The 4,187-nt window shown below is 72.7% G+C and carries 4 protein-coding genes; all 4 read left to right on the top strand.

What is annotated here, in order from left to right; genetic code table 11:
- The coding region (locus ABZ914_RS47730) for a cytochrome P450 (protein WP_500201262.1) at nt 1-830 on the top strand (830 nt) is incomplete at its 5' end.
- Between the two features lie 28 nt (nt 831-858).
- A complete protein-coding gene (locus tag ABZ914_RS47735; RefSeq protein ID WP_500201263.1) occupies nt 859-2,151 on the top strand; it encodes a glycosyltransferase family 4 protein in 1,293 nt (430 codons plus the stop codon).
- A gap of 115 nt (nt 2,152-2,266) precedes the next feature.
- Nucleotides 2,267-3,028, top strand: coding sequence for a class I SAM-dependent methyltransferase (locus ABZ914_RS47740; RefSeq protein WP_190852809.1), 762 nt, complete (start codon nt 2,267-2,269; stop codon nt 3,026-3,028).
- Nucleotides 3,018-4,145 (top strand): prenyltransferase/squalene oxidase repeat-containing protein, encoded by a 1,128-nt coding sequence (locus ABZ914_RS47745; RefSeq protein ID WP_500201264.1) that lies wholly within the window; start codon nt 3,018-3,020, stop codon nt 4,143-4,145. The genes ABZ914_RS47740 and ABZ914_RS47745 overlap by 11 nt, the downstream gene beginning before the upstream one ends.
- Nucleotides 4,146-4,187: the final 42 nt, after the last annotated feature.

Raw genomic sequence — 4,187 nt, forward strand, 5'->3', positions numbered from 1 at the left:
GGGGGGGGGTGGCGCAAACCCCCCGCCACCCCCCCCCGCCGCTGCCGCTGTACGTCATCTGCGAGCTGCTGGGCGCCCCGCCGGAGGACCGGGAGAAGATCTTCACCTGGTCGAACACGCTGATCGGCGGGGACGACCCGGAGTTCCAGCGGACGCCGGAGGAGGGCCAGGAGGCGGCGACGCAGCTGTACGCGTACGCCAACGTGCTGGCCGCCGACCGGCGGGAGAACCCGCGCGACGACATCGTCACGCGGCTGCTGCAGCCGGACGCCGACGGCCAGGTGCTGGACGGCGACGAGTTCGAGCTGTTCGTGATGCTGCTGTCGGTGGCCGGGAACGAGACGACCCGCAACGCCGCGACCGGCGGGATGCTGGCGCTGCTGGAGCACCCGGAGCAGTGGGCGCGGCTGCGCGCCGACCGGTCGCTGGTCCGGACGGCGGCGGACGAGATCGTCCGCTGGGTCACGCCGGTGAACCTGTTCCGCCGGACCGCCGTACAGGACACCGAGCTGGGCGGGCGCAAGATCTCCGCCGGGGACAAGGTCGTGGTGTTCTACTCCTCGGCCAACCGGGACGGGGCGGTGTTCGCCGACCCGTACGCCTTCGACGTGGGCCGCGACCCGAACCCCCACCTCGGGTTCGGCGGCGGCGGCCCGCACTTCTGCCTGGGCTCCCACCTTGCCCGGCTCGAGCTGAGTGTGCTTTTCGAAACACTTTTGGACACTGTGCCCAATATTGAACTCGGCGGTAACGTACGGAGGCTAAGGTCTAGTTTCATCAACGGCATAAAGGAGATGCCGGTGCGTGTGCGACCGGCGTCCCGCGACTGACGGGAGTGGTGCGTGGGCAGGGGCTGGCGTGGGTGAGGCAGACGAGCCGGGCGGACCGTTGCGGGTGGCCCTGCTCTCCTACCGGAGCAAGCCGCACTGCGGCGGCCAGGGGGTCTACCTCCGGCATCTGAGCCGGGAGCTGGTCGACCTCGGGCACACGGTGGAGGTGCTGTCCGGCCAGCCGTATCCGGAGCTGGACCGCGACGAGATCGCCCTCACCAAGATCCCGAGCCTGGACCTGTACCGGGACGAGGACCCGTTCCGCACGCCGGCGCGCGAGGAGTTCCGCGACTGGATCGACGTGCTGGAGTTCGCGCACATGAAGACCGGCGGGTTCCCCGAGCCGCTGACGTTCAGCATCCGCGCGCTGCGCGAGCTGAAGCGGCGCCGCCGCGACTTCGACGTCGTGCACGACAACCAGGTCCTCGGCCTCGGCAACCTCGGCATCTCCCGGCTGGGCCTGCCGCTGGTGACGAGCATCCACCACCCGATCAGCGTCGACCGGCGGATCGAGCTGGAGGCGGCGCAGGGCGTCAAGCAGAAGCTCGGCAAGCGCCGCTGGTACGGGTTCGTCGCCATGCAGTCGCAGGTGTCGCGGCGCATCGGCCCCGTGCTGACGGTGTCGGAGTCGTCCAAGGTCGACATCGTCAAGGACTTCCGCGTCGACCCGCGCGACATCGAGATCCTGCCGCTCGGCGTCGACACCCGCATCTTCCATCCGCGCGGCGAGCGCGTGCCCGGCCGGATCGTCGCGATGGCCAGCGCCGACGCCCCGATCAAGGGCGTGGACGTGCTGCTGCGCGCGGTCGCCAAGGTCGCCACCGAGCGGGACGTGCACGTCATCGTGGTCAGCCGCCCGCAGAAGGACGGCCCGACCGAGAAGCTGGTGCGGGAGCTGGCGCTCGGCGACCGGGTCCGGTTCGTCAGCGGCATCAGCGACGACGAGCTCGGCGAGCTGCTGGCCTCCGCCGAGATCGCGGTCGTCCCGTCCCGCTACGAGGGCTTCTCGCTGCCCGCCGTCGAGCACATGGCGTCCGGCACGCCGCTGGTCGCGAGCCGTGCCGGGGCGCTGCCGGAGGTCGTCGGCGACGCGGGCGTGCTGGTCGCGCCCGGCGACGTCGAGGAGCTGGCCGCGACGCTGCGCCTGCTGCACGACTCCCCCGAGGAGCGGGCGCGGGTGGGCGGCGCCGGGCTGGCCCGCGTGCAGGAGCGGTTCGCCTGGCCGGCCGTGGCGAAGGCGACCGTCGAGCACTACCGCGCCGCGATCCGCGAGCGAAACTACCTGCGGCTCGCCGCGTCCAAGCGGGCGCGCCGCGGCTGAGACGGGCGGCACCCGCGAGGGGCCGCATCAGGCAAGGCTGTAGTCGAGAAGCGCTGTAGTCGAGAAGTGCTGTGGGAACCCCATCCGGGCCTCCCCGTACGGAAGGAGCACGACCCTGCTGACCGTGGATTTCCAGCGGTTCCGCGTCACCCCCGGGGACCGCATCCTCGACATGGGATGCGGGGCCGGACGGCACGCCTTCGAGCTGTACCGCCGGGGTGCGCACGTCGTGGCCTTCGACCTCGACGCGGACGAGCTGGCCGGCGTCGAGAAGATGTTCGGCGCCATGCGCATGGAGGGCGAGGTCCCCGAGGGCGCGGCGGCCGAGACCGTGCAGGGCGACGCGCTGGAGCTGCCGTTCCCCGACGACCACTTCGACAAGATCATCGCCTCCGAGGTGCTGGAGCACATCCCCGACGACATGCGGGCGATGCGCGAGCTGCTGCGGGTGCTGAAGCCGGGCGGGCAGCTCGCCGTGACGGTGCCGAGCTGGCTGCCCGAGCGGGTCTGCTGGGCGCTGTCGGAGGACTACCACACCGCCCCCGGCGGCCACGTGCGGATCTACACGCGCGCGGAACTGGAGGCGAAGTTCAAGTCCATCGGCTTCAAGGTCGGCGGCCACCACCACGCGCACGGGCTGCACGCCCCGTACTGGTGGATCAAGTGCGCGGTCGGCGTGAACGACGACGGCAACCCGCTCGCCAAGGCCTACCACCAGATCCTGGTCTGGGACATCATGAAGCGGCCGCTGGCGACCCGGCTGGCCGAGCGCGCGCTGAACCCGGTGATCGGCAAGAGCGTCGTCGTGTACTTCGCCAAGCCGTCGGCGCCGAGCACGCCGGCGTCCCCGGCCAGGGAGACGGCGGATGCCGTCTGAGGCCGCTCCCCCCTCCGTCCCGGGGGTCGTGACGGCGGACGGCATCGTCGCGACGGCCCGCAGCATCGCCCGCCAGCAGGAGGCGTCCGGCGCGATCCCGTGGTTCTCGCCGGTCGGCGGCGTGCCCGGCCACGTGGACGCGTGGAACCACGTCGAGGCGGCGATGGCGCTGACCGTCGCCGGGCTCGGCGAGGAGGCGCGCCGCGCCTACGCGTGGCTGGCGAGCGTGCAGCGGCCGGACGGGTCGTGGCCGGCGAAGTGGGTGCTGGGCGAGGTCATCGAGCCGGGCGGCGAGTCCAACCACGCCGCCTACGTCGCGGTGGGCGTCTGGCACGAGCTGGTGTGCACCGGCGACGACGACTTCGCGCGGCGGATGTGGCCGGTGGTCCGGCGGGCCGTCGACTTCACGCTCGGCCTGCAGACCCGGCGCGGCGAGATCATCTGGATCCGGCACGAGAGCGGCGCCGCGTCCGACCACGCGCTGCTGACCGGCTGCTCGTCGATCTACCAGTCGCTGCGCTGCGCGGTCGCGCTGGCCGAGCACCTCGGCGAGCCGCAGCCGGAGTGGGAGCTGGCCGCCGACCAGCTCGGCCACGTGGTGGCGGCGCATCCGGAGGCGTTCGCCGACAAGAGCCGCTGGTCGATGGACTGGTACTACCCGGTGCTCGGCGGGCCGGTGCGCGGCGAGGCCGCCGCGCGGCGGCTGGCGGAGGGCTGGGACGAGTTCGTGGTGCCGGGCCTCGGCTGCCGGTGCGTGTCGGACCAGCCGTGGGTGACGGCGGCGGAGAGCTGCGAGCTGGTGATGGCGCTGGACGCGGCGGGCGACCGGGACCGGGCGCTGGAGCTGTTCACCACCATCCAGCATCTGCGGCACGAGGACGGCTCGTACTGGACGGGCTGGCAGTTCGAGAACGAACGGCACTTCCCCGGGGACCGTTCCACCTACACGGCGGCGGCGGTGGTCCTGGCGGCGGACGCGCTGGCGGACGCCTCGCCGGGGGCGCGGCTGTTCAAGGAGATCGCCGGGCGGCCGCTCGGGCCGTGCGCGGCGTCCGACCCGCTGGCGTGCGGCTGCGCGCCGGTGGCGGTCGCCAACCCGGTGCGGACGCGCCTGTGACGGCGCCTCCGCGGGCCTAGAACGGGTTCTCACAGACGTGGG

The organism is Spirillospora sp. NPDC046719 (assembly GCF_040645715.1).
Taxonomy (GTDB): Bacteria; Actinomycetota; Actinomycetes; order Streptosporangiales; family Streptosporangiaceae; genus Spirillospora.

Excerpts from the sequence above, each read along its gene's own strand:
- ABZ914_RS47745 (WP_500201264.1), top strand. The coding sequence starts at position 3,018 with ATGCCGTCTGAGGCCGCTCCCCCCTCCGTCCCGGGGGTCGTGACGGCG.